This window comes from Mycobacterium sp. DL592, assembly GCF_011694515.1.
Lineage (GTDB): Bacteria > Actinomycetota > Actinomycetes > Mycobacteriales > Mycobacteriaceae > Mycobacterium.
Genome location: NZ_CP050192.1, coordinates 4,829,637 through 4,850,695 on the forward strand (window position 1 = coordinate 4,829,637; position 21,059 = coordinate 4,850,695).

Consider the following 21,059-nt stretch of genomic DNA (forward strand, 5'->3'; position numbering starts at 1 on the left):
GCTCATGCGCCGACCTCTCCGCCGGGTACGGGACCTCGGCGTGCGCAGGCTGGTGATCGCTCTGATTGCCTTGGGCGCCGTGATCGCCGCGAGCGTCGGCGGCTATCTCGCCAGCAGTCACACCACCGACAACGCCACTTATTTCGGGGACGTGGACAACCCGAATCGCGTCAACGTCACCGTGTGGATAACGAAAGTCGACGCGGTGACACAAGCGCTTTCGGTTTCCGTTATCGACATCGTCCCGAGTGGGTCCCTGGCCGACGCGAGCGGCAACTTCGCCGAGGACACCACCATCGGAACCGCCGCGATCGGCAACTGGCGTGCCGACATCAAAGCCGGCGATTCCGCCCCTGACATCGAACAGCGCGTCACCATCGACGGCGCCATCACCGACTACCCGTTCGACCGCTATACGGGCCGCCTCGAGGTACACGCCGTAAACGCAGCGGGCGCCGAACTGCCGGTCGCCCTCACGGTTGTGAACACCGATCCATTCTTCGGCATCAGATCCGCACCGGGCCCGTACTTCAAGAGCACAACGACCGGCGGGGTGGCGGTCGACCTCGGCATCTACCGCAGCACGCCCACCCTGGTCTTCGCGGTGTTCGTCATGGTGCTGATGCTGGGCCTGGCAGTCGCCGCTGCGGTGGCGAGTTACTACGTGCTGCATTGGAGACGTGGGCTCATCTTCCCCGCGTGTTCGATGATGGCCGCCATCCTGTTCGCGCTGATTCCGCTGCGCAATGCCGTGCCAGGCAACCCACCGATCGGGTCGATCATCGACTTCGGCTCGTTCTTCATCGCCGAGGCCGTCATCTCCATCTCGTTGATCTCAGGCATACTCATGGGCTTCCGCCACCAGTTGGCCATCGAACGCGCCGAGAACTCCGACGACGAATCGGTCGAGCAGACCTAAGCCTGTGCGGTTGCCTGGGCCATCGCCGTCTCGACGACTGTGAGTTCGGCGGAAAGCCCTGCCGCCGAGCGGATTTCAGCGAATGCCGTAAGCATGGCGTCGGTGACCTCGTGCGGATCGTCGACGGTGGCGCCGTCGGTGAGCACCGAGATGTTGAGCTGGTCGACGTAGCTCCACACGGTGATGTTGAGTCCGCTGCCCGCGGTCAACGGGCCCACCGAATAGATCTCGGTGACCTGTGCACCGCCGACCCGGCCGCGCTGGCGCGGGCCCGGCACGTTGGAGATCGGCAGGTTCATCACCTTGTTCTGGCCGTCCTTGGCCGACAACCACTTGAACAGCGCCTGGGCGGGCGCGGGCGGCAGATAGGCCGACCACCGGCTGATCAGTTCCGGCCCGACGAGATGGTGGCCCTCCTTGGCCAGCACCGCGGCGTCGTGGGTCTGCCGCACCCGCTCCAGCGGGTCGGCGACCTCAACCGGTAGCGCCACCATCATGCCGGTGAAGTAGTTGCCCGACACCCGGTCCGGGTCGAAGTTGAAACTCACCGGCACCGAGGCCAGCAGCGGATGGTCGGCGACCCCGTCGTACCGCAGCAGCAGGCTGCGCAGTGCGCCCGCGGCGGTGGCCAGCACGATGTCGTTGAGCGTCACCCCCAGATGCTTACTGGTCTCCTTGACGTCGGCGAGCGCCAACGTTGCTGTGGCGAAACGGCGTTCGGGCGTGAGCACATGGTTGAGGAACGACGGCGGCGGGGTGAACGGCATGGTCAGTTCCGGTGACAGCTTGCGTGCACTGCGACGCACCCGGGCCAGGCCGTCGGCGGTGTACTTCACCGTGGCCGGCACCCGGGCGATCTGGCGCATATGGTCGGCGAAGGCCGACCGGATCAGCTCACCGCGAGTGGGGGCCGGGTCGGTCCGGTAGTCCTGGTCGGGATCGGGACCCTCCTGCAGATCCATGCCCCGCGCCATCAGGTTGCCCGAGGCGACACCGTCGGCCAGCGCGTGATGGATCTTGCCGACCACCGCGATTCGGCCGTTGGCCAGACCTTCGACGAAGTACATCTCCCACAGCGGGCGGGTGCGGTCCAAGGGTGTGCTGGCGATCTGGCCGATGGCCTCGTCGAGCTCGCGGCGACCGCCCGGCTGGGCCACCCGCCATCCCCGGATGTGGTAGTCGAGGTCGACGTCGCAGTTCTCCCGCCACATCGGGTGGTGGAACTTCAGCGGAATATCCACCAGCTCATAGCGGAACGGGTCGAGTTTGTAGAGCCGGCCCCGCAGCACCTGGCGGAACTCCTCGACTCCGAACGTCCGACCGCCGAGGTCCTCGAGCTCGATCACCGCCACCTTGAGGGTGTGCATGTGAACGTTGGGCGCCTCGCTGTACAACAGCACCGCGTCCCAGCCGCTGAGTCTCTTCACCGCTGCACCTCCCACTCGGGACCATACAATCGGCGACCGCTCAGATGACCTCTTTGGCCGACATCAGGGCGCGGTCGCGGTGAACCTGATTAAGGAACAGTCCGATAGCGGTGGCCGCCGAGCCGGTGCGGGCACCGTCGATCATGTCGAAACCGTGTCCGGCACCGGGCAATTCGACATAACCGACCGGGGATCGCGACACCGTCTTGAGTTCGTCGACGAAACCGCGGGCCTGCTCGACGGGTATCACGCTGTCGGCCGAACCGTGGACCACCAGGAACGGCGGAGCTTCGGGATGAATACGCGCGATCGGCGAAGCCTTGCGGAACACCTCGCCGTGACGGTCCTGACGCTTGCTGACCACGACGCGTTCGAGGAAGTCGACGAACCGGTCCCGCTCCTCGGTGGACCGGTCCTCCCAGTCGTAGCGGCCGTAGATGCCCACGACGGCGTCGACGGAGGTGTCCGAGCCTTCGGGCAGATGCTCCTGGAACTCCGGGTCGTCGATGGTCAGGCCGGCCAGCGCGGCCAGATGCCCACCCGCCGACGCACCCGCGACTGCGACGAAATCCCGGTCACCGCCGAAGCGGTCGACGTTGGCGCGCGCCCAGGCGATCGCCGTCTTCACGTCGTGGATGTGGTTGGGCCACCGGTGATGTGGGGCGACCCGGTAGTCGATCGACAGGCACACCCACCCCTGGGCGGCCAGGTGCGACATCAGCGCGTAGCCCTGCAGCATGCGGGTGCCCAGCACCCACGCCCCGCCGGGGATGAACAGCAGCACCGGGGCGGGCTCGGCGGGCAGATACCTGCGGCGCCAGACGTCGAGTCGCTGGGTGGGGTGGTTGCCGTAGCGCACCGAGGACCGGTAGAGGTGGCGGCGGTGTTCGAAGGCTTTCCACAGCGGCGGCATCCGGTCCGGGGCCGGCCAGTCGATCTGCAGATGCTCGGGGGCCACCACACCGCGCAACGCGGCATCGGAGACCTCGTGGGTGCTTTCCCGATCCGTCTTGCGAACCTGCCCGGCTCCCGGGCTCAGCCAGGACCGCGCAGCCGAACCCATGAAGTCGGGAATGTGGCGGTAGCCCCACACACTCATCGCGGTCGCGGCGCCGAGCGGTTCGAGGTGGCGTCCGATCACCGGCAGCTGAGCCGAGGCCACACTCATCGCCAGCGCATAGTCAGCGGGCCCGGCGTCGAGCATCCAACGCAGTCGGTCCCACGGTCGTGCCGTCATTGCGCGAGCGTACCCTGCCGAGCGAGGGCGGAAACGACAATCTCACCGGATCGGGTGATCTTTGCTGCGCAGGGTGCGCAAACCGCCAGGCCCGCCTGATCCCTTGACTTACCGCCGGACACGAAGTTTGCCGTGATCGGGTAACGAGGCCTGCCGACAGCCACGCTGACCTAGACTTCGGCTGACCCTCAGGAGGCCCGCAATGTCTACTGCAGCCGATGCCATCTACACCGGTGGCGCCATCGTCACCATCGACGACGCCAACCCCACCGCGCAGGCGCTGGCGGTGCGCGCTGGTCGTATCACCGCGGTCGGGACTCGCGACGAAGTCCTGGCCCAGCGGGGCCCGGGCACCCGGATGGTGGATCTGGACGGGGCGACGCTGCTGCCCGGCTTCCTGGATCCGCACAGCCACTACATCAATTCGCTGACCGTCGCCAACCAGGTCAACGTATTCGCACCACCCGCCGGCCCCGGCGCCGACGTCGGCGCAATCGTCGCCGCCCTCAAGGCTTTTCGGGATGCGCAGCAGATCCCGCCGGGCGAGATGATCGTCGCCTATGGCTATGACGACACCCTAATGCCGGGCGGGCGAACGCTGCACAAAGAGGACCTCGACGCCGATTTCGGAGACAATCCGGTGCTCGTCGGGCATGTCTCCATGCACGGCGCGGTGCTGAACTCCGCGGCGATGCGGCAGTTCGGCATCACCGCGGCGACCCCGACACCGCCCGGCGGCATCATCGTCCGCAAGGAGGGTTCCACCGAACCCGACGGCCTGGTGATGGAGACCGCCTTCCTACCCATCTTCGCCGCGATGCCCAAACCCACGCACTCACAGGAGATCGCCTGGAGCCGGGCCGGCCAGATGCTCTACGCCGCGGCGGGCATCACCACCGCGCACGAGGGCGCCACCCACGCCGCCGACGTGGAGTTGATCTACCGTGCGGCCGCCGGCGGGGCGAACTTGATCGACGTCGTGGCCTACCCGTTCATCCTCGAACTCGACGAGGTACTGGCGCAGCATCCGCCGCAGGAGTTCGGCAGCTACCGCAATCGGGTCAAGCTCGGCGGGGTGAAGGTCACCCTCGACGGCTCCCCGCAGGGCCGCACCGCCTACTTCACCACGCCGTACCTGGTCGAGGGCCCCGACGGCCAGCACAACTGGTGCGGCGAACTGGGCTTCTCCCAGGACGTCGTCAACGGCTGGTTCAAGCAGGTGTACGACCTCGGGCTGCCGCTGGACATCCACGCCAACGGCGATGCCGCCATCGACGTCGCACTGGCCGCCCACGAGTTCGCCGCGGCCGACGATCTGGGCGCCGACCGGCTGACGGTGATGGTGCACTCCCAGTTCGTGCGGCCCGACCAGCTGCAGCGCTACGTCGACTACAAGATCCTGCCGTCGTTCTTCACCCCGCACGCCTTCTACTTCGGCGACGCCCACGTGCAGTTGCGGGGTAAGACGCAGGCCGACTTCCTCTCGCCGATGCGGGCGGCGATCGACCTCGGGCTGCGTCCGACCAATCACACCGACTTCGTGGTGACGCCGCTGGATCAGATGTTCGTGGTGTGGACGGCCGTCAATCGGGTCTCGCGCAGCGGGGCGGTCATCGGCGCCGACCAGCGGGTGACCCCGCTCGAGGCACTCAAGGCGATCACGATCAACGCTGCGCGCCAGTACCGCGAGGACGACCTCAAGGGCTCACTGGAGGTCGGCAAGCTCGCCGATCTCGTTGTGCTGGATGGCAATCCACTGACCGTGGACCCGATGGCCATCAAGGACATCAGCGTGGTCGAGACCATCAAGGAAGGCCAGACCATCTACCACGCCTAAGGAGTGAGCAGCACCTTCACATGCTCACCTGATCGCGACGCGACGGCGGCATACCCGTCGGCGGCCTGGTCCAGCGACAGCCGGGTGGTGAAGATCCCCTCGACGTCCAGGCGCCCGTTCTGCAGCAGCGGGATCAGCTCGGGCCAGGTCTGCTGCACCGGTGCGGTAGTCCAGCGCACAGTCAGCCCACGCACCAGGGAGGCCAACGCCGGGAACGGATACGGGTTGAGGTTGTGCACGCCGATCACCGACACGGTACCGCCGGCGCGCACCGTCGCGATCGAGTCGTCGAGCGAGGTGTCGCTGGCGACGGCGTCGATGACCGAGTCGGCGCCGAGGCCTCCGGTGGCCTCCATGACCGCCGACAGCGCGGGCGGCGGCAGCGGAATCGCCCCCAGAGCGGCCGCCCTGTCGCGGCGGGCCTCGACCGGATCGACGGCGAAAACCCTTGCTGCACCATGGAACAACGCGCCACGCACAGCGCACAGGCCGACTGCGCCCAGGCCGACCACGACGGCGGTGCCGCCGAGCGGGATGTCGGCCCGCTTGGCGCCCGCCCACCCGGTGGCCAGGTTGTCGGTGAGCAGCAGCGCCTGCTCGGTGGAGATGCCTTCGGGAATCCGCAGCAGCTGGAAGTCCGCCGCCGGGACGGCCAGCAGTTCGGCTTGAGCTCCCCCGAGACCACCCGAGCCGAAGATCTGCGGGCCCGACACACACCGGGTGGGATCCTTGGTGGCACAGCCGATGCAGGCCCCGCAGCCGGCGACCGAGGAGATCAGCACCTGGTCGCCGACGCGCACGGTCCGCACATCCGGACCGGCCTCGACCACGGTGCCGACGGCCTCGTGGCCGAGCGACACCGGCGCGAACAGCGGGTAGTCGCCCTCGTAGAAGTGCAGGTCCGAGCCGCAGATCGCGGTCGCACTGATCTGGACGACAGCGCCGTCGGGGCCGGGCAGGACGGGGTCGGGCCAGGTGTCGACCCGAACCGACCCCGGAGTGTCGATGAGCACCGCGCGCATTTCAGGCTCCCTACTTGATGACGAAGTTCGACCATTCGGGTTCGCGAACGGCGTTCCAGAACACCGGGAGTCGCCACGGGCTGACCGTGTGGATCTCACCGTCGGAGTTCTTGAAGTACGAGTGCTTGATCGACGGGTGCGCCCACACCATGGTGTTGATCTCCGCCTGGTGCCTGCGGTGCCACTCGTCGGTGGCCTCGGTCGTCGGTTCGATGGAGTGCAGATGCTTGCCGATCATCTCGGCGAGCAGGAGGTTGACGTAGCGCATCTGCAGTTCGGAGTTGAAGATCAGGCTGCCGCCGTGGGCCAGGTGGTTGCCCGGGCCGTAGAGCATGAAGAAGTTGGGGAAGCCGGGGACCGTGACGCCGAGATAGCCGACCGGCCTGGTTCCCCATGCGGTGCGCAGGTCGACGCCGTCGCGGCCGGTGATCGTCAACGGGTACAGCACCTCGGTGGCGCGAAAACCGGTGGCGTAGACGATGATGTCGACCTCGTGGGACACGCCGTCGGCGGTGACCACCGCGTGCGGGGTGATCCGTTCGATCGGGGTGCGGACCAGCTCGACGTTGTCGCGGCGCAGGGTTTTCAGCCAGGTTCCGTTGTCCTGCAGGGTGCGCTTGCCGGTGGCCGGGTAGTCGGGCATGACCTTGGCCAGCAGTTCGTCGTCACCGTCGACCTGGGTGGTGATCCAGTCGCTGAACATCAGCCTGGCCATGGCGTTCATCTCGCTGACCGCGTAGTCGGGGTCCTCGGGATGGATGTAGTCCGGATCCGAACGCGCCGCATCCAGGCCCTTGTCCGCGCCGGGCCACATCAGCAGGAACCGGTACCAGCGGCCGTAGAACGGCAGGTGGTCCATCGCCCAGCGCACACCGTCGGGCACGCTGTCGTGGTACATCGGGTTCGGGAACATCCATTGCGCGGTCCGCTGGAACACCGTGAGGTGCTCGACGGAGTCGGCGATGGCCGGTGCGATCTGGAATCCGCTCGCCCCGGCGCCGATCAGGGCGACCCGCTTGCCGGTGACGTCGACGGAGTGATCCCACGCCGCGGAGTGGAAAGCCGGGCCCTCGAAGGTGTCGGCGCCGTCGATGTCGGGGATCTGCGGCCGGTTGAGCTGGCCGACGGCGGTGATGACCGCGCGGGCCCGGATCCCGGATTCGACGCCGTCGGCGCCGCGAACGGTGACCAGCCAGGTTCCGTCGTCGTCATTCCAGACCGCCGAGACCACCTCGGTCTGCCAGCGGATGTTGTCGTCGAGGCCGTGGCGGTCGAGCACCTCCTCGAAGTAGGCCCGCAGCTCGGGCTGCTCGGCGAAGTAGTGCGACCAGTTGTTGGACGGCTCGAAGCTATAGCAGTAGAAGTGGTTGGCGACATCGACCCGGGCGCCGGGATAGCTGTTCTCCCACCAGGTCCCGCCGGGGCCCGCGTTCTTCTCGATGACGGTGAACGGGATGTTGGCCTGCTTGAGCCGGATGGCCGCCAACAGGCCGGACTCGCCGCAGCCGATGACCACGACGGGGAAGTCGGCGGTGTCGGCGGGATCCAGCGCTGCGGGGCGGCGCGGATCGACACCCTCGAGGTCCATCTCTTCGAGGACCATCGGCTGGTATTCGGCGTCGACGTGTTCGCAGGCCGCCCAGTCGAGCATCTCCTGGACCAGCTCGGGGCTCAGCGCGACCGGACCTGGGCAGCCGCGGTCGCGGTAGTCGATGATCACCGGCAGGGCCAGCGCGCGGGCCTTGGCCTTGTCCTCCTCGGACATGAAGCCCTGAACCTCGTTGAGGAACAGGCCGGCCTGGGCGAACTCCCGGATGTAGCGCGGGTCGCCGGTGATGTGCACCAGCGACAGCAGCAGGGTGGGGATGCTGACATCCTCCAACGCGGCGGCGATCTGCTCGTCGGACGTCGTGAATGGTTGGCCGGCATAGGGATTCTGCGTCACACCGGGTTCCTCTCACCGATCGGCAATTACGCTACGCGTAGTTCCGTAATAGCGGACCTCACGATACTGTCGGCTCCGGCACGGATCAAGGGCCGCTCCCACTGGGGGCACTCCCGGCCCGTGCCAGCGGCAAGGCCATACTGGCGGCGTGGCGAACACCGACATCCACCCCGAACTGCGCAGTGCGGCGCGGTACGTCCCGCGCAAGCTCATCTCCGGATTCACGACCCCGTTCATCCGGAAGCTGACCAGCCTGCAGCGCGTCGACAACGAGGGCGTCGAGGTGCTCACCCTGCCCTCCGGGGTCGGCGTGCGGCTCTACCGGCCCGCCGGGACGACCACGCCCACGCCTGCACTGCTGTGGATTCACGGCGGCGGCTACGTGATCGGCACCGCCGCCCAGGACGACGCGCTGTGCCGCCGGTTCGTCACCACGCTGGGCATCACCGTCGCCTCCGTCGACTACCGGCTGGCTCCCGAACATCCCTACCCCGCGCCGCTGGAAGACTGCTACAGCGCGTTGACCTGGCTGGCCGCGTTGCCCGGTGTGGACCGCGACCACCTCGCGATCGGCGGCGCCAGCGCCGGCGGCGGCCTGGCGGCTGCGCTGGCATTACTGACCCGCGACCGCGGCGAACTCAACCCGGTGTTCCAGGTGCTGGTCTATCCGATGCTCGACGACCGCACCGTCGGCGCCCATCTTCACGACGCGGGACACCGGCTGTGGAACGCCACCAGCAACCGCTACGGCTGGCAGTCCTACCTGGGCGGGGCCGACCCGCAGGTGGCCGTGCCCGCCCGTCGCACCGACCTCGCCGGGCTGCCGCCCGCCTGGCTCGGGGTGGGCACGCTGGACCTGTTCCACGACGAGGACCTGGCGTATGCGGAGCGACTGAAGGCCGCCGGGGTTCCGTGCGAGGTGCACGTGGTGCCCGGTGCGTTCCACGGCTTCGACGGGATCGTGCCGAAGGCCTCGATCTCCCGGGCATTCTTCGACAGCCAGTGCGACAGCCTTCGGCCCTACCTGTCATGAGCGCGGCGTCACCGGCGCTGAGCACCGAGCAGCGTGACCTCGGCGATGCCGTCACCGACCTGCTGGCCAAGCGGTCACCGGAGGCCGAGGTCCGCCGGCTGATGGCCGAGGACAGCGGATACGACCCCGCGCTGTGGGCTGAGCTGGCCGCGATGGGCATCCTCGGTCTGGCGATCCCCGAACAGTTCGGCGGAGCCGGTGCCGGCGCCGTCGAGCTGGGCGTGGTGTCCGAGCGCATGGGTGCGGCGCTGCTGTGCGCACCGTATCTGTCCACCGCGGTACTGACCCCGAACCTTCTTCTGGCCCTTGGCGATTCGGCTGAGCAAGCCGACATCCTGCCGCGAATCACAGCCGGTGAACTGGTCACAGGCGTCGCCTTCGCCGAGGCGGGGTCAGCGCGGCCGCCGGCCGTACCTGCCACCATCGCGACACCGGACGGCGACCAGTGGCGGCTGTCGGGCACCAAGACCTATGTGCTCGACGCGGCTGCGGCGCAGCTGTTCTACGTCACCGCCGGCACCGGTGTGTTCGCCGTCGAGCGCGACGCGCCCGGGGTGACCGTGGCCCCGCTGGCCACCGTCGACCAGACCCGCAAACAGGGCCGGCTCACCCTGGAGCGGACCCCGGCCCGACTGGTCGGCTCGATCGAGGCCGGTTCGGCCGCGCTGGACGCAGCGCTGGACCGGGCCGCGGTCGCGCTGCTCGGTGAACAGGCCGGCGCCGCAATGCATGTTATGCAGATGGCGGCCGACTACGCCAAGACCCGCTTCCAGTTCGGCCGCGCGATCGGCAGCTTCCAGGCCATCAAGCACATGTGCGCCGACATGCTGCTCGAAGCGCAGTCCGCGCTGTCGGCGGCCCGGCACGTCGCGTCGGCGTTTGACATCGCCGAGCCGGATCGGCTGGCCGATCTTGCTCTGGCCCAGGCATTCTGCTCCGAGGCGTTAGTGTCCGTTGCCGCCAGCAACATCCAGATCCACGGTGGTATCGGCTTCACCTGGGAGCACCCGGCCCACCTGTATCTGCGGCGGGCACGCACCGATGCCCAGATCTTCGGCGATCCGGCCTGGCACCGGGAACGCTACATCCGGCTGCGGGAGGCACAGTCATGACCGACGACGACGTGCGCGACGAAGTCCGGGCGTGGCTGACGGCAAACTGGGATCCGGCCATCGAGCGCGGCGCCTGGGCGCAGCTGGTGTTCGACGCCGGCTGGGCCGTCCCGAGCTGGGAACCACAGTGGTGGGGTCGGGGCCTGACCGATCCCCAATCACGGATCGTGGCAGCCGAATTCGCTGCCGTCGGCGCACCGGGAACCGGCCATGACCGGGCCAACCTGTTCGCCACCACCCTGCACGACCTCGGCACCGACGAGCAGAAGCACCGACTGATCCCGCCGTCGATCCGCGGCGAGACGAAGTGGTGCCTGCTGTACTCCGAACCGGGTGCAGGCTCCGATCTGGCCGGCCTACGCACGAGGGCCGACCGCGACGGCGACGACTGGGTGATCAACGGCCAGAAGGTGTGGACGTCGTTCGCGAAGTCCGCCGACTACGGCCTGCTGGTGGCCCGTACCGACTGGGATGTGCCCAAGCACAACGGGATCAGCTTCTTCATGTTCCCGATGCGCCAGCCCGGGGTGGAGATCAGGCCGATTCACCAGATCACCGGGGAGTCGGAGTTCAACGAGGTGTTCATCACCGGGGCGCGCGTCCCCGATGCGAACCTCGTCGGCGAGCCCGGCGGTGGCTGGTCGGTGCTACAGGTGGCGCTGGCCTACGAGCGCCGCCTGATGGGCGACCTGGCCCGCACCGCCCGCTCTGCACGAAAGCCGCAGGCCGACAACGAGAGTCTGATCGCGCTGGCGCGCCAGGCCGGTACCCTCTCCAACTCCCACATCCGCCAGGAGATCGCCAGGGTCGAGGCTTACACGGCGGTCAACCGGTGGAACACCCAGCGCGCCAAGGCAACCACCGACCGGGCCGAGGCTGCCACCCTGCTGGCACTGGGCAAGATCGCGATGTCGCGAATCCTGCACGAGACCGCCCGGGTCCAGACCGAGATCGTCGGTCCGGAGTCGATGCTGACCGGTCCGGACAACCCGGTCGGTGACGCGGTGACGTTCCGGACGCTTAACGCCTACTTCACCTCGATCGGCGGCGGCACCGACCAGATTCAGCGCAACATCGTCGGCGAACGTGTCCTCGGGCTGCCGAAAGAGCCTGAGCCCTACCGCACTACCGCGTTCCGGGATTTGCCGCACTGAGGCGGCGACGGGATGATCGCCGGAACTCACAGTATGTGACGGTTCCTCTTGGCTGGAGGTGCAGCGTATCGTCAGCAACTGTGTCCGTGATCGTTTCAGGCCTGCGCGTGAAGTTCGGTGCGACTCAGGGCGACCTTCGCGTGGGGAGCGGCGGGAAACTCATTCTGGTTGGCTATGTCGCAGGCACGCTGACGATCGCTTCAGGCGGTCGCGCCCTCATTATCGGCATGGTGGAACGACTCACTGTTGAGCCGGGCGGCAGGGCCAAGCTCCGCGGATGGTGCAGGGGCGACGCTATTAATGAGGGCGGTGACCTCACGGTCATGTCCGGGGCCGTAATCGAAGGTTCATTGCACGGACGCTCATTCACTCGGGTGATACCCGGGGCGAGGATCAACGACTAGGCGCGACGACGGCTGTGCTCGGAGAAGGCTATAGACCACCATTGGCGCCACCGCGTCTGTTCCGTCGCCCACTACACTGACGTGAAGCGACGTCCCGTCGCCACGTGACGCCGTCACCGACTTCACGCGGCTAATCTTGCCGCGCTCAACGCTCGTTACAGTCCGGCCAGAGGGGTTTGTCTCTTCTGAGAGAAATGAGACCGATCAGAACCTTTCTCACCTTCCTCCATTCGAAGCCAGATGTTGGTGAGTGCTGGGCGGGGGATACTCGTCCGATGCTTGGTCATCTCGGCGTCAACGTGCCCGATCTCGCCTCCGCAAAGCGGTACTACGCGGCGCTGCTGCCCCTCGTCGGTTTCGAACCATTCCTTGATGCCGACAATGAGTTCGCATTCAGGCCGGCAGATGGCAAACCGGGCACTTATCTGTTTTTCTATCCATCCGCCATTGCCGGCGACTACTCATCAGACCGAACGGGGCTGCAGCACTTAGCCTTCATGACTCGTGGGCGCTCACTCGTCGACGCAGTACACGAGTTCGCAGTCAGCAACGGCAACACCATTCTCTACGCTCCTCAGCACTTCCCACAGTATCCCGGGCACTATTACGCCACCTTCTGGCTCGACCCCTTCGGATTGAGGCTAGAGGCGGTCTGCCATCACGATCGTGACTAGGACGACCAGCCAAGCTGATCCTCTATCTGATTCGTAGAGAAACGAGGCGATCACGTGGCCCTCGCAAGCGCGGAAGGCAAATTTCACGCCCACAGCAACCGTTAGGCGTCCGAGCCTTCCGCCGTGGCGTCGGAATCTCCGGATCTCAAAGCCGCTGTCGGCCAAGAGCGTCGGGCCCACAATTGATGAAGGTTCGACTTAACCGACTCGGCTCCTCGTGGAAGCTCGACCCGTTCGACCGAGCTATATACCCGCTCCATACAAGTCCGTACCGCGACATGTGCTCGTCGCGTCCCCATTCCCCATGATGAGGCTTCGGCAACCAGGTCATCGATATCGATGTTGTTGATACTCGTCTTGCCGTTGATGACATGACCTGTGCCGTTGAAGGCCGGGGCGAGGTACCTCACCGGGGCGGCGTCGTAGATCGGTGCCAGGGACACGCTCCCCTCGCGACCGATCATCACTGAGTAGTTTTTGGAATGGGCGTCAGCGTTACCAATCACGACGTTGAACGTCACAGCTTCCAGCAATGCAGACCGAAACGCGTCAGGGTCCAGAGCCCTTGGTGCAGCCGCGCGCGCTATGCGTCGCAGCCTCGACCCCGAACGGGTTGCTTCGCCAGTGCTCTCATACTTGGCCTGGGGGTCGAGACCTAGCGCCTGACAGAAATCCTCTTGATGCAGTCGGTTCCCATCAGACCCACGGTCATATCGGGTAACGATGATCGCCTGGCGCTCCTGAAACCGCTCCACGCGCGACTCTGCAGCATTCATGCTTGCCTCGCGCGCGACACGCAACGCCCAATCTTCGCTCTGAATAAGATGTTTCACTGAGCCACCGTGCGGCTCGGGCTTGATGATGTGGGTCGAGGCTGCGCCGGCTTCGGGCCAGCCCCAGCTGCCATCGGGGAATGCCACCAATAGCACCTTGTCTTGAATGCCGGCTAATGATGCCTGCGGAGTAGCGCCCTCAGGGAGATGGTAGGTCGGCAGATCCGTGATTAGAGTGTCGACTTCCAGTTTGGTCAGGGGTCGGACGTGACCAGCGTCGGGCTTTGCACCGTCGGTGAGAATCTGGACAGCCCCGGCACATTCTGCGCCTACCCGTTCCAATAGCGTCATCGTGTCGTTGACTGGTACGCCGGCCTCAGTCGCGATGTGGCGGCGCAGGTTTCCCTCGGGCAGAAGGCCCTCGATGAATGCCGACACCTGCCGCGCGCCGTCCTTATCCTGGATCGGCTTTCGCGAAACAGGCAACGCCAAAGACAGGACTCGGCTCCCCTCGCCGAAGGTGTCGAGCGCGTCCTCGGTGAATTCCAAACGCAGCCGGAATCGGCGGGGCTCACTCAGCCCGGCGACGTGGACACCGTACAACCAAACGCCGAGTGCCTTAGGTGCCATCGGTCACCGTCACTCGAGAGAACTTTGGCACTAGTGCGAGCGCGATGCCGCATTCCGATAGAGCGCGCAGCGCAATGTCGACGCTGACGGATTCCCCCCGCTCAAGACGCGAGATGGTCATACGGGTGACTCCGATACGGCTAGCAAGCTCATCCTGAAGGAAGCCTCTTGCCTGACGCGCGCGCCGGACGTGCTCGCCGAGGTCGACGGTGTCGTACACCAGAGGTACCGAATGATACATATTCCGATCATAGGCGCCGTACGACTACATGATCAGTATTTCGATCATGACATCGAGTTACGCGAATGATCGATATTTCGGTCATTCGCGCTGGGCGCACCAATGATCAAAATATGTAGCAAGAGCCAAGCGACTGCGTGACATTCTCAGTCGCAGCCCCTAAATCAGTTAGTGCACTAGTTCCTGACCTCATGCAGCCGGCCACCGATGACTGTGGCCACCACCTGCTCGGCTGCCAGGGTGTCGAGTACCTCGCTCGGTGACCCGGCAAGCACGCACAGCTCGCCCGGCTGTCCCGCTGCAATGGTGCGCGCAACGCCCGGGCGGTCGGCGTGCCCGAAGAACATCGCCAAAGCTTGCGCGGGCGTGACACATTCGGCGGCATTGAGCACCGCGCCACGGCTGGTGGTCCGGTGCACCGCGGCTCGCATCGCCGCCCACGGGTCGGCGCCGCCGAACGGTAGGTCGGTCGACAGTGCCACCCGCACCCCGGCGCTGCGCAGCGAGGCCAGCCGCCACAGGCCCTCCTGATCGGCGGCGGGGACGTCGAGCAGATACTGGTCGCCCCGTTCGGCGACGAAGTTCGGCTGGGTCACCACCACCGGATCCAGGCGGGCCAGATCGGCGAGGCTGTCGGCAGGCACCACCGCCGCGTGCTCGATGCGGTCGCCGGGATGCACACCCGCCACGTCCAGGGCTGCCAGCGTGACGATCAGTTGACTGGCCGTCACGCAGTGCACGGCGACCGGGCCGTCCCGGTGGCGGGTGGTGATCCACTCGGTCAGCTCGTCGAGATCGAGGTTGTCGTCGTGCAGGATTCGCTTGCCGGGGGCCAGCCAGTGCACCCGCTGCTGCAGCTCGCCGTGCTGCTGGGCCTGGGTCAGGTTCACGATCGCGTCGGCGTCGAGGTCGGGGGTGGCGTCGGTGACCCCGGTGACCCCGTAGGACGTGAGCCGGGTACTGAGGGCGGCCAGCGGGACGTCACGGCGGCCGACGCTGTCCGACCAGCCGTCATAGCTGCGCAGCCGCCCGTCGGGGTGATCGGGTAGGCCGACGTCGGCCAGTCCCGCGGAGTTCAGCATCCACAGCACCCCGCTGCGGTGCTGGATCCGCACGCGCACAGGGGGTGTCAACGCGTCGAGGACGTGCCGGTCGAGGTGCCCGGCCACCGACTCGTGGTAGCCGACGGCCCGGATCCAGCCGTCCGTGCCGACCGCGGCCGCGGCGAGTAGCGCCGCGAGCCCGGCGCGGTCGTGCGCGTGGGCCGGGCCGACCTGCACGGAGTCCAGTGCCGCGGCGGCGGCCCGCAGGTGGACGTGATGGTCGTGCAGGCCCGGTAGTACGGTGCCGCCGGCGGCGTCGAAGACGTCCTCATGCGGTTGCGGTGCCAGGGATTCGCCGACCTCGTCGATCCGCTCGCCCAGCCGGATGTCGACAGATCGCCCGTCGAGCAGGGTCGCACGCTGAATCAGCATGGCAGCGAACCGGTTTGGGAGACGATGTGGTCGACGTGCGCGTTGTCCGCCCCCAGCCGCGCGGCGCGGGGTACCGGCGCGGGCCGCTGCGGCGGCAGGACCGCACCGGCCGTCACCGGCTCGGCAGGCAGCGCCGCATAGGTGGCGGCCACCCGTGACATCGCCACCTCGATGACCTCACCACCACCGCGGGACAGCGAATCCATCAGTGCCCGAGCTGATTCCAGTCCGGTGAGCGGGTCGGCGATCGCGTCGCCACAGAACACCGGACCCGTCGCGACCAGCCCGCCCGCGACGGCCGCGTCGTCGCCGAACGCCGCGCGCCCGGAGTTGCCGCCATGGCCGCTGATGCGCAGCCACACCCGCCCTGGCGGGCCGGGCACGGTCTGCGGGTCCAGCCCTCGCCGCGCCAGCGCACCGGGGCGAGAACCTTCGATGACGATGTCCGCGGCACCCAGCAACACCCGCAACCGCGGCACGTCCCGGTCGAAATCGACTGCGTACGAGAGCTTCCCGTGGTTGATCCAGTCGTAGAAATCCGGGTGGCCGCTGCGGGTTCCGTCGGGCCGGTGCGGGCTCTCCACTTTGACGACGGTGGCGCCGGCGCCGACCAGGAACTGTCCGCACAGCGGGCCGGCCCACATCGAGGTCAGGTCGGCCACCAGCAGCCCGGCCGCCGAACGGGATCCGGACCTCGGCCCGGCCGCGAGAACCCGTGGCGGCTCGGGTGTGGTCTCGCCCAGCCGTGCGACCGGGATGTCCAGCAGAACAGCGCGGTCGACGACGTCGGCGCTGCTGCGGCGGGCCGCCCAATCGGCGACCACCGTCCAGGGGTCCGCGGAGAGGTCGTCGGCCTCGACAAGGGCGGGCACGGCGGCAAGGTCGTCGGGTCGCGACAGTGTCAGGGCGCACCAGCCGTCGGCACTCGGCAGCAGCCTGGTGGCGCCACCCGCCGAGATACGGCCGCCGCGGTGCAGGCCCAGTAGCGCGGCGCGGCCGGTGAGAGCTTCGACAGCATCGACATGCACCCCGAACCCGGCGGTGAGCTGGGCGGCGACCGCTTCAGCGCGGGTGAGGACCGCCGCCCGGGAGTCATCGGTCGGGCCGTCGGCGAAGCCGGTCAGCCACGCCAGGCCGCTGGCGGCCCAGCCGGTCGCGGAATGGTCCACCCGGCCATTGTCCACGTCGATCTGGATGCGGGCCTAGAAGTGCAGTGCGGTGAACCGCCAGTCGAGCACCTGGCGGTCGTCGCCCTCGGCGGCCACGGCGTAGACCACCGACCGCAGGGTCAGCACACCGCCGCGGTCGCCGGGCAGCGGGGTGGCCGCCTCGACGTGCAGATCGCTGTAGAGGGTGTCGCCCTCGTGCACCGGACCGGTGTGGTCGCACGACTCCCACCCCAGCACGGTCACGAGGTTCGGCAGCAGCTGGCCGGCCTGTGCCAGCGCCAGCCCGATGGTGTGGCCGCCATACACCAGACGCTGACCACCGACCCGCGAATCATGATGGGTGGCAGCGACATTCAGCGTCAAGCGAGCCAGCTCGGGCGCGGAGCTGACGACGTCGCCGGTGCTGCGCAGAACCGAGCCGGCGATATCGGGATAGAAGTGCGGGCCGGGGACCCGCTCCCGGAACGCCGCCGCATTCCAGTCGGCGGTCGAGTCCGGGGCGGCGCCGAGATCCACCCCGATGCCGGTCAGGTCGTCAGCGTGGCCGGTGTCGGGCGCGCCCGGGCTCAGCGGCAGCATGGCGCAGCGGTAGAAGTCGAGGACCAGGCGGCCGACCTGGTCGATGGTGGTCATCCGCAGGGCCGCCAGTCCCGTCGGCGCGCGGCCGGGCTTGGCGCTGTTCTGCCGCAGCCCGACCACCTCGGTGCGGGTGAACAGGGTGTCGCCGACGACCGGGTAGCGATAGAAGGTCAGCCCCCGGTAGAAGAGGTTGGCCTTGACGCGCTGGGTCGCCAGGGTGCTCTGGCCGATGGCGACGTCGCACACCAGGGCCGGGTGGGCCAGGGGGGCGTTGGCGCCCACGACGGCGTGCGCCAGCTCGGCATCCAGGGACAGCCGCAACCGGTCGCCGAGAATCGCCTGGTGGCTGGCGGCAGCGCCGGACGTCAGGGTCATCGAGGGGGCCCAGTCGAAGACCTGGCCGACGACGAGGTCGTCGAAGTACGGACCGCCCGCCTCGCCCGCGCCGATATGGCCGTACAAAGTCACAGTGGCCCATGCTGGCAGTTCCTTGGCCACTGTGTCAATATGGCCGTACATTTGCAATCTCGAGAGCGGGAACTGGTGAGCGACCTCAACGACGAAGAAACCATGCTGGTGCAGACGGTCCGCGTCTTTATCGACCGCGAGGTCAAACCGACCGTCCGCGACGTCGAGCACGCCAATACCTACCCGGAGGCGTGGATCGACCAGATGAAGCGCATCGGCATCTACGGACTTGCCATCAGCGAGGAGTACGGCGGCTCCCCGGTCTCGATGCCCTGCTATGTCGAGGTGACCCAGGAACTCGCCCGGGGCTGGATGAGTCTGGCCGGTGCGATGGGCGGCCACACGGTCGTCGCCAAACTGCTGGAGATCTTCGGCACCGAGGAGCAAAAGCGCACCTATCTGCCATCGATGGCCACCGGTGAACTGCGCGCGACGATGGCGCTGACCGAACCGGGCGGCGGCTCCGATCTGCAGAACATGGCGTGCATCGCGCGCACCGACGGCGACGAGTTGGTGATCACCGGCTCCAAGACCTGGATCAGCAATGCCCGCCGCTCCGGGCTGATCGCCCTGCTGTGTAAGACCGACCCGCAGGCCAGCCCCCGGCACTCGGGTATCTCGGTGGTGCTCGTCGAGAACCCGACCGCCGGCCTGACGGTGTCGAAGGATCTGCCCAAGCTCGGCTACAAGGGCGTCGAGTCCTGCGAGTTGGTCTTCGACGACTGCCGGGTTCCGGCATCGGCCATCCTCGGTGGCGTGCCAGGCAAGGGTTTCGCTCAGATGATGAAGGGCCTCGAGACGGGCCGTATCCAGGTGGCGTCGCGTGCCTTGGGCGTCGCCACCGCCGCACTCGAGGACGCCCTGGCCTACGCGCAGGACCGGGAGAGCTTCGGGCAGCCCATCTGGAAGCACCAGGCGATCGGGCACTACCTGGCGGACATGGCCACGAAACTGACTGCCGCCCGCCAACTCACGCGCTATGCGGCGCAGCGTTACGACAGCGGGCAGCGCTGCGACATGGAGGCCGGGATGGCCAAACTGTTCGCCTCGGAGGTCGCGATGGAGATCGCGCTCAACGCGGTGCGCATCCACGGCGGTTACGGCTATTCGACCGAGTACGACGTCGAGCGTTACTTCCGTGACGCCCCGCTGATGATCGTCGGTGAGGGCACCAACGAGATTCAGCGCAATGTGATCGCCGGCCAGCTCGTCGCGCGCGGAGGCATTTGATGCCGACATTGATCCTGCGAGGCATTTGATGCCGACATCGATCCTGCGAGGAATCTGAGCGCCATGAAGCCCGAGCCCGCGTATCAGGTTCTGCGGCAACGGCTTCGCGACGACATCGCGGCCGGGGCCTACCCCGAGGGGGTTCGGCTGCCCACCGAGTCCGAACTGGTCGCGCAGTACGGCCTGTCTCGCCAGACCGTCCGTCGCGCATTCCAGGACCTGGTCGCCGACGGCGTGGTGTATCGGGTGCCCGGGCGGGGAACCTATGCCACCGGTCGCGGGTACCTGCGTCAGCTCGGCTCGATCGAGGACCTGATGAACCTGTCGCAGGACACCACGATGGAAGTCCTGCAGGGACTTTCGCGGCGGGTTGATGTCAACGCGGCCAGTCGGCTGCGCCTGGACGACGACGCGGTCTACACAGTGGTGTTCCGCCGCTTCCACGATGGAGTGCCGTTCGTCGTCACCACCGTGCACCTTCCCGAACCGGTGGCGCGACGGGTGATCGACTCCCCCGAACTGCTCTCCGGCGCTGTGGGCACCAACACCGTCATCGGCATCCTCGAGCCGCACCTGCCCGAGCCGATTGCCGAAGCGGCACAGCTGATCACTGTCGCCTCGGCCGACGACCTCGTCGCCGATGCGGTGAAATGCGAACCGGGACATGCGATGCTGCGGGTGGACCGGCTCTACTCCGATACCACCGGCACGCCCGTCGAACTGTCGGTGAGCCACTTCCTGCCCGAGCAGTACACCTATCGGGTCACTCTGCGCCGCTCGAGCTGATCTCGTCGACCAGTCCCCACGACAGCGCGGTGGCCGGGTCGACGGTGCGGCCGGACAGCACCAGATACGCGGTGCGCCAACGCCCGATCCGGCGGGTGATGCTCAGCGTTCCACCGGCTCCGGGAATCAGGCCCAGCGCGAGTTCGGGCAGACCCAGCACCGCGTCGGGCCGGCAGCTGACCCAGCCGCAGAATGCGGCCATCTCCAGCCCGCTGCCCAGGACGCGGCCGTGGATCTCGGCGCGGTGTGCCCGCCCGAGCCGGCGGGTCAGCTCGTCGAGCGCCAGTGCCGGGCTGTGCCGCGTCCGCGCCAGGTGTGCGCTCGCCGGGTCGGCGAAGGTCCCGAACTCACCGAGATCCCCACCACTGCAGAAGGACGGGCCGGTACCGCCGAGCACCACCTCGGTAACGGTGTCGTCCAGCAATGCCACCGTCAGAGCCTCAAGCAGCAGCGCGCGGGCATCCGTGGTGAACGCATTGTGCCGCTGCGGGCGGTTGAACATGACCCGCACGGTGGATCCGTCGCGCTCGGCCAGCACTGGATCGTCGATCTGCGGCAGCCGGGCGGGACCGCGCTGCGCCAGCCACCGGGCGAACTCCGGACCGGACTGCAGGGTGGAGTAGGCCAGCGACTCGGTGACGATCGCCGGAAACGCCGGGCGGGTGACGTCGACAGAGCGCAGGACGTCATCGCAGACCGCGCTCGCGTGCGGCCAGTGTGCGCAACGCTGCTCCAGCTCGGCCACCGTGTCGGCGACCGAGTCCACCGCGACGAACCGGCGGTCTTCGTGTTCGACGTCAGTGAGTGCGAATGTCGCTGTTTCGAGCCAGAATTCCGCTTCCGGCGAGGACGATTCGCCGATGGCCACGACGACCCCGGGTACGCCGGTCACGCCGATGGGCGGCGGGTCTGCGAGGTCGACGAGGAGCATTCGTTTGCGTTCG

General features: G+C 67.5%; 18 protein-coding genes. 8 read left to right on the forward strand and 10 right to left on the reverse strand.

From position 1 onward, the window contains the following. Positions 1–4: 4 nt before the first annotated feature. Positions 5–919 carry a DUF4436 family protein gene (locus tag HBE64_RS23130; RefSeq protein WP_167107744.1) on the forward strand — a complete coding sequence of 305 codons (915 nt, stop codon included), beginning with the start codon at positions 5–7 and terminating at the stop codon, positions 917–919. Here the strand turns inward: HBE64_RS23130 and HBE64_RS23135 are convergent. Then, positions 916–2,346, reverse strand: coding sequence for a wax ester/triacylglycerol synthase family O-acyltransferase (locus HBE64_RS23135; RefSeq protein ID WP_167107747.1), 1,431 nt, complete (start codon positions 2,344–2,346; stop codon positions 916–918). The two genes, HBE64_RS23130 and HBE64_RS23135, sit on opposite strands and share 4 nt — an antisense overlap. 40 nt (positions 2,347–2,386) lie before the next feature. Then, positions 2,387–3,583 (reverse strand): alpha/beta hydrolase, encoded by a 1,197-nt coding sequence (locus HBE64_RS23140; RefSeq protein WP_167107750.1) that lies wholly within the window; start codon positions 3,581–3,583, stop codon positions 2,387–2,389. Positions 3,584–3,785: 202 nt separating this feature from the next. Between HBE64_RS23140 and HBE64_RS23145 the strand changes: the two genes are divergently transcribed. Beyond that, positions 3,786–5,420: an amidohydrolase gene (locus tag HBE64_RS23145; RefSeq protein ID WP_167107753.1), complete on the forward strand. Its 1,635-nt coding sequence runs from the start codon at positions 3,786–3,788 to the stop codon at positions 5,418–5,420. Here the strand turns inward: HBE64_RS23145 and HBE64_RS23150 are convergent. Next, entirely contained in the window at positions 5,417–6,442 is a 1,026-nt protein-coding gene (locus tag HBE64_RS23150; protein ID WP_167107756.1) for an alcohol dehydrogenase catalytic domain-containing protein, read from the reverse strand. The two genes, HBE64_RS23145 and HBE64_RS23150, sit on opposite strands and share 4 nt — an antisense overlap. A gap of 10 nt (positions 6,443–6,452) precedes the next feature. Continuing rightward, positions 6,453–8,387, reverse strand: a complete 1,935-nt coding sequence (locus tag HBE64_RS23155) for an NAD(P)/FAD-dependent oxidoreductase (RefSeq protein WP_167107759.1) — start codon at positions 8,385–8,387, stop codon at positions 6,453–6,455. A 148-nt stretch (positions 8,388–8,535) separates the two neighbouring features. Here HBE64_RS23155 and HBE64_RS23160 point away from each other — a divergent pair, with 148 nt between their 5' ends. The 4 genes from HBE64_RS23160 to HBE64_RS23175 all read left to right on the forward strand — a co-directional run bounded on the left by HBE64_RS23160 (position 8,536) and on the right by HBE64_RS23175 (position 12,764). Beyond that, complete coding sequence (locus HBE64_RS23160; RefSeq protein WP_167107762.1) at positions 8,536–9,420, forward strand: alpha/beta hydrolase; 885 nt, start codon at positions 8,536–8,538, stop codon at positions 9,418–9,420. Further along, complete coding sequence (locus tag HBE64_RS23165) at positions 9,417–10,532, forward strand: acyl-CoA dehydrogenase family protein (protein WP_167107765.1); 1,116 nt, start codon at positions 9,417–9,419, stop codon at positions 10,530–10,532. The genes HBE64_RS23160 and HBE64_RS23165 overlap by 4 nt, the downstream gene beginning before the upstream one ends. Beyond that, positions 10,529–11,686 carry an acyl-CoA dehydrogenase family protein gene (locus HBE64_RS23170; protein WP_167107767.1) on the forward strand — a complete coding sequence of 386 codons (1,158 nt, stop codon included), beginning with the start codon at positions 10,529–10,531 and terminating at the stop codon, positions 11,684–11,686. Before HBE64_RS23165 ends, HBE64_RS23170 begins: the two co-directional genes overlap by 4 nt. 679 nt (positions 11,687–12,365) lie before the next feature. Then, positions 12,366–12,764, forward strand: coding sequence for a VOC family protein (locus tag HBE64_RS23175; RefSeq protein WP_167107770.1), 399 nt, complete (start codon positions 12,366–12,368; stop codon positions 12,762–12,764). A gap of 101 nt (positions 12,765–12,865) precedes the next feature. On the opposite strand, the gene HBE64_RS23180 is transcribed toward HBE64_RS23175, so the two are convergent. The 5 genes from HBE64_RS23180 to HBE64_RS23200 all read right to left on the reverse strand — a co-directional run bounded on the left by HBE64_RS23180 (position 12,866) and on the right by HBE64_RS23200 (position 18,006). Continuing rightward, positions 12,866–14,167: a type II toxin-antitoxin system HipA family toxin gene (locus HBE64_RS23180; protein WP_167107773.1), complete on the reverse strand. Its 1,302-nt coding sequence runs from the start codon at positions 14,165–14,167 to the stop codon at positions 12,866–12,868. Beyond that, positions 14,157–14,387 (reverse strand): helix-turn-helix transcriptional regulator, encoded by a 231-nt coding sequence (locus HBE64_RS23185; protein WP_243841430.1) that lies wholly within the window; start codon positions 14,385–14,387, stop codon positions 14,157–14,159. Before HBE64_RS23185 ends, HBE64_RS23180 begins: the two co-directional genes overlap by 11 nt. Positions 14,388–14,584: 197 nt before the next feature. Then, positions 14,585–15,883 (reverse strand): amidohydrolase family protein, encoded by a 1,299-nt coding sequence (locus HBE64_RS23190; RefSeq protein ID WP_167107779.1) that lies wholly within the window; start codon positions 15,881–15,883, stop codon positions 14,585–14,587. Next, positions 15,877–17,052 (reverse strand): CoA transferase, encoded by a 1,176-nt coding sequence (locus tag HBE64_RS23195; RefSeq protein WP_167107782.1) that lies wholly within the window; start codon positions 17,050–17,052, stop codon positions 15,877–15,879. Before HBE64_RS23195 ends, HBE64_RS23190 begins: the two co-directional genes overlap by 7 nt. A gap of 33 nt (positions 17,053–17,085) precedes the next feature. Further along, on the reverse strand, positions 17,086–18,006 hold the full coding sequence (locus tag HBE64_RS23200) for an acyl dehydratase (protein ID WP_167109570.1): 921 nt from the start codon (positions 18,004–18,006) through the stop codon (positions 17,086–17,088). A gap of 132 nt (positions 18,007–18,138) precedes the next feature. On the opposite strand from HBE64_RS23200, the gene HBE64_RS23205 reads away from it, so the two are divergent. Both HBE64_RS23205 and HBE64_RS23210 read left to right on the forward strand, forming a co-directional pair. Continuing rightward, the gene (locus HBE64_RS23205; RefSeq protein ID WP_371744030.1) at positions 18,139–19,329 is read left to right on the forward strand and encodes an acyl-CoA dehydrogenase family protein; all 1,191 of its coding nucleotides are present in this window, start codon (positions 18,139–18,141) and stop codon (positions 19,327–19,329) included. A 63-nt stretch (positions 19,330–19,392) separates the two neighbouring features. Next, positions 19,393–20,115, forward strand: coding sequence for a GntR family transcriptional regulator (locus tag HBE64_RS23210; RefSeq protein WP_167107785.1), 723 nt, complete (start codon positions 19,393–19,395; stop codon positions 20,113–20,115). Here the strand turns inward: HBE64_RS23210 and HBE64_RS23215 are convergent. After that, positions 20,093–21,046: an enoyl-CoA hydratase/isomerase family protein gene (locus HBE64_RS23215; RefSeq protein WP_167107788.1), complete on the reverse strand. Its 954-nt coding sequence runs from the start codon at positions 21,044–21,046 to the stop codon at positions 20,093–20,095. The genes HBE64_RS23210 and HBE64_RS23215 overlap by 23 nt on opposite strands. Positions 21,047–21,059 lie beyond the last annotated feature (13 nt).